This window comes from Microbacterium sp. Bi128, from assembly GCF_918698205.1.
In genome coordinates, this window is sequence record NZ_CAKKMM010000500.1 from 1 (window position 1) to 3,405 (window position 3,405).

The window sequence follows — 3,405 nt, forward strand, 5'->3', positions numbered from 1 at the left end:
CGCGCACATCGAGATGAGTGCTGAAGAGCTGGACAGGATGGCCGGCGAACTCGCCGTCATCGTGGATTCAGTGAAGTCCGTCAGTGAAGCCGCCGGTGATGACGTCCCGGCCACGTCCCACCCGATTCCGCTGACCAATGTGTTCCGCGAGGACGTCGTGGGCCACACGTTTACGGCCGAGCAATCCCTCTCCGGCGCCCCCGACGCGTACGAAGGCCGTTTCAAGGTCCCGGCAATCCTGGATGAGGACTAAGACCATGACTGAGAACAACGAACTGATCCGCCTCTCCGCCGCCGCGCTCGCCGAGAAGCTGGCCGCCCGCGAGATCACCGCCGTCGAGGTCACCCAGGCCTACCTGGACCGCATCGCCGCCGTCGACGGCAAGGTCCACGCCTTCCTCCACGTCAACGCCGACGAGGCGCTCGCCGTCGCCGCCGAAGTGGATGCGATCCGCGCCGCCGGCGGTGCCGCCGCCGAAGGGCTGCACGTCCTCGCGGGCGTCCCGATCGCCGTCAAGGACCTCATCGTCACGATCGGCCAGCCCACCACGGCCGGCTCGAAGATCCTCGAAGGCTGGCACAGCCCCTACGACGCCACCGTCGTCGAGCGCCTGCGCGCCGCCAAGATGCCGATCCTGGGCAAGACGAACCTCGACGAATTCGCGATGGGCTCCTCCACCGAGCACTCCGCCTACGGGCCCACGCACAACCCGTGGGACCTGGAGCGCATCCCGGGCGGTTCCGGCGGCGGCTCCGCTGCCGCCGTCGCGGCCTTCGAAGCCCCGCTGGCCCTCGGCACGGACACCGGCGGATCCATCCGCCAGCCCGGCGCCGTCACCGGCACGGTCGGCGTCAAGCCCACCTACGGTGGCGTCTCCCGCTACGGCGCCATCGCCATGGCCTCCTCGCTGGACCAGATCGGCCCGGTCTCGCGCACCGTTCTCGACTCGGCCCTGCTGCACCAGGTGATTGGCGGGCACGATCCGCGCGACTCCACCTCGCTGCCGGACCCGCTCGAGGACCTCGTGGCCGCGGCCAGGACCGGCAACGTCGAGGGCATGAAGATCGGCATCATCAAGGAGCTCCACGGCGAGGGCTACCAGGCCGGCGTCGAGAACCGCTTCAACGAATCCCTCGAGCTGCTCAAGGGCGCGGGCGCCGAGATCGTCGAGGTCTCCTGCCCCAACTTCAAGTACGCCCTGGGCGCCTACTACCTGATCATGCCGTCCGAGGCGTCCTCCAACCTGGCCAAGTTCGACGGCGTCCGCTACGGCCTGCGGGTCCTGCCCAAGGACGGTCCCATGACCATCGAGCGGGTCATGGGCGCCACCCGCGCCGCCGGCTTCGGCGACGAGGTCAAGCGCCGCATCATCCTGGGCACCTACGCCCTGAGCGCCGGCTACTACGACGCCTACTACGGCTCGGCCCAGAAGGTGCGCACCCTGATCCAGCGCGACTTCGACGCCGCCTTCGAAAAGGCCGACGTGCTGATTTCCCCGACGGCGCCGACCACGGCGGTCAAGCTCGGCGGGAAGCTCAACGACCCGCTGGCGATGTACCTCAACGACGTCGCCACCATCCCGGCGAACATGGCAGGCGTCCCCGGCCTGTCCCTGCCCGGCGGCCTGGCCGACGAGGACGGACTGCCCGTGGGCATCCAGCTCCTGGCCCCGGCCCGCCAGGATGCCCGCCTGTACCGCGTCGGCGCGGTCCTGGAATCCCTGCTCGAGGCGCAGTGGGGCGGCCCGCTGCTGGATAGGGCCCCCTCGCTCACTGCTACTTCTGCGGCTGCCGCCGCCTCAAGCCACGGAGGCTCACACTAATGACTGACGCAACCCTCAGCTTCGAAGAGGCGATGGACAAGTACGATCCCGTCCTGGGGTTCGAGGTCCACGTGGAGCTCAACACCAAGACCAAGATGTTCTCCTCCGCGCCGAACGTCTTCGGCGATGAGCCGAACACCAACGTCAACGAGGTGGATCTCGGCATGCCCGGCGTGCTGCCGGTGGTGAACAAGACCGCGATCGAGTCCTCGATCAAGATCGGCCTGGCGCTGAACTGCAAGATCGCCGAGAAGTGCCGCTTCGCCCGGAAGAACTACTTCTACCCGGACACCCCGAAGAACTTCCAGACCTCCCAGTACGACGAGCCCATCGCGTACGACGGCTACCTGGACATCGAGCTCTCCGACGGCACCGTGTTCCGGGTCGAGATTGAACGCGCGCACATGGAGGAGGACGCCGGCAAGCTGACCCATATGGGCGGCGCCACCGGCCGCATCCAGGGCGCGGACTACTCCCTGGTGGACTACAACCGTTCCGGCGTGCCGCTGGTCGAGATCGTCACCAAGCCGATCGAGGGCGCCGGCAGCCGCGCCCCCGAACTCGCCAAGGCCTACGTGGCCGCCGTCCGCGAGATCGTCAAGAACCTCGGGGTCTCGGACGCGAAGATGGAGCGCGGCAACGTCCGCTGCGACGCCAACGTCTCGCTGCGCCCGCACGGCCGCGAACGTTTCGGCATCCGCTCGGAGACCAAGAACGTCAACTCACTGCGCGCCGTCGAACACGCGGTCCGCTACGAGATCCAGCGGCACGCCGCCGTGCTGGACTCCGGCGAGCCGGTCATCCAGGAAACCCGCCACTGGCACGAGGACACGCGGACCACGACGTCGGGCCGGGCCAAGTCCGACGCCGACGACTACCGCTACTTCCCGGAACCTGACCTGGTCCCGATCACCGCGTCCCGCGAATGGGTCGAGGAGCTCCGGGCCACGCTGCCCGAGCCGCCGGCCGCGCGCCGCAAGCGGTTGCAGGCCGACTGGGGCTACTCGGACCTGGAGTTCCGCGACGTCGTCAACGCCGGCGTCATGGACGAGATCGAGGAAACCATCGCCGCCGGCGCCACCGCCACCGTGGCCCGCAAATGGTGGATGGGCGAGATCGTTGGCCGCGCCAAGAACGCCGACGTCGATCCCGGCCAGCTGGGCGTCAACCCGGCCACCATCGTGGAACTGAACAAGATGGTTGAAGACGGCAAGATCAACAACAAGATGGCCTCCGAGGTCCTGGACGGCGTGCTCGCGGGCGAAGGCACCCCGGCGGAAATCGTCGAGAAGCGCGGCCTCGCCGTGGTCTCCGACGACGGCCCGCTGCTCGAAGCGATCGACGCGGCCCTCGCCGCGCAGCCCGGCGTCGCGGACAAGATCCGCGGCGGCAAGGTCCAGGCGATCGGCGCGATCGTCGGCGGGGTCATGAAGGCCACCCGCGGGCAGGCCGACGCCGGCCGCGTGCGCGAGCTGATCCTCCAGCGCCTCGGCGTCGAGGGCTAGCCCCTAGCCGCCCACTAAATCGGTCATGATGGTCTGCAGTGCTTCGCAGACCATCATGACCGATGTGCGTTTAAGGT

Annotated in this window: 3 protein-coding genes; all 3 read left to right on the forward strand. The window is 68.5% G+C overall.

The genetic code is table 11. The features are described from left to right. The coding region (gene gatC, locus LQV45_RS21800; protein WP_230008791.1) for an Asp-tRNA(Asn)/Glu-tRNA(Gln) amidotransferase subunit GatC at window positions 1–253 on the forward strand (253 nt) is incomplete at its 5' end. A 4-nt stretch (window positions 254–257) separates the two neighbouring features. Further along, on the forward strand, window positions 258–1,823 hold the full coding sequence (gatA, locus tag LQV45_RS21805) for an Asp-tRNA(Asn)/Glu-tRNA(Gln) amidotransferase subunit GatA (protein WP_230008792.1): 1,566 nt from the start codon (window positions 258–260) through the stop codon (window positions 1,821–1,823). Continuing rightward, the gene (gene gatB, locus LQV45_RS21810) at window positions 1,823–3,328 is read left to right on the forward strand and encodes an Asp-tRNA(Asn)/Glu-tRNA(Gln) amidotransferase subunit GatB (protein WP_223914082.1); all 1,506 of its coding nucleotides are present in this window, start codon (window positions 1,823–1,825) and stop codon (window positions 3,326–3,328) included. The genes gatA and gatB overlap by 1 nt, the downstream gene beginning before the upstream one ends. The last annotated feature ends 77 nt before the right edge of the window (window positions 3,329–3,405 follow it).

What these genes read in the sequence shown, in the direction of transcription:
- gatA (WP_230008792.1), top strand. Translation starts at nt 258, where the DNA reads ATGACTGAGAACAACGAACTGATCCGCCTCTCCGCCGCCGCGCTCGCC.
- gatB (WP_223914082.1), top strand. Translation starts at nt 1,823, where the DNA reads ATGACTGACGCAACCCTCAGCTTCGAAGAGGCGATGGACAAGTACGAT.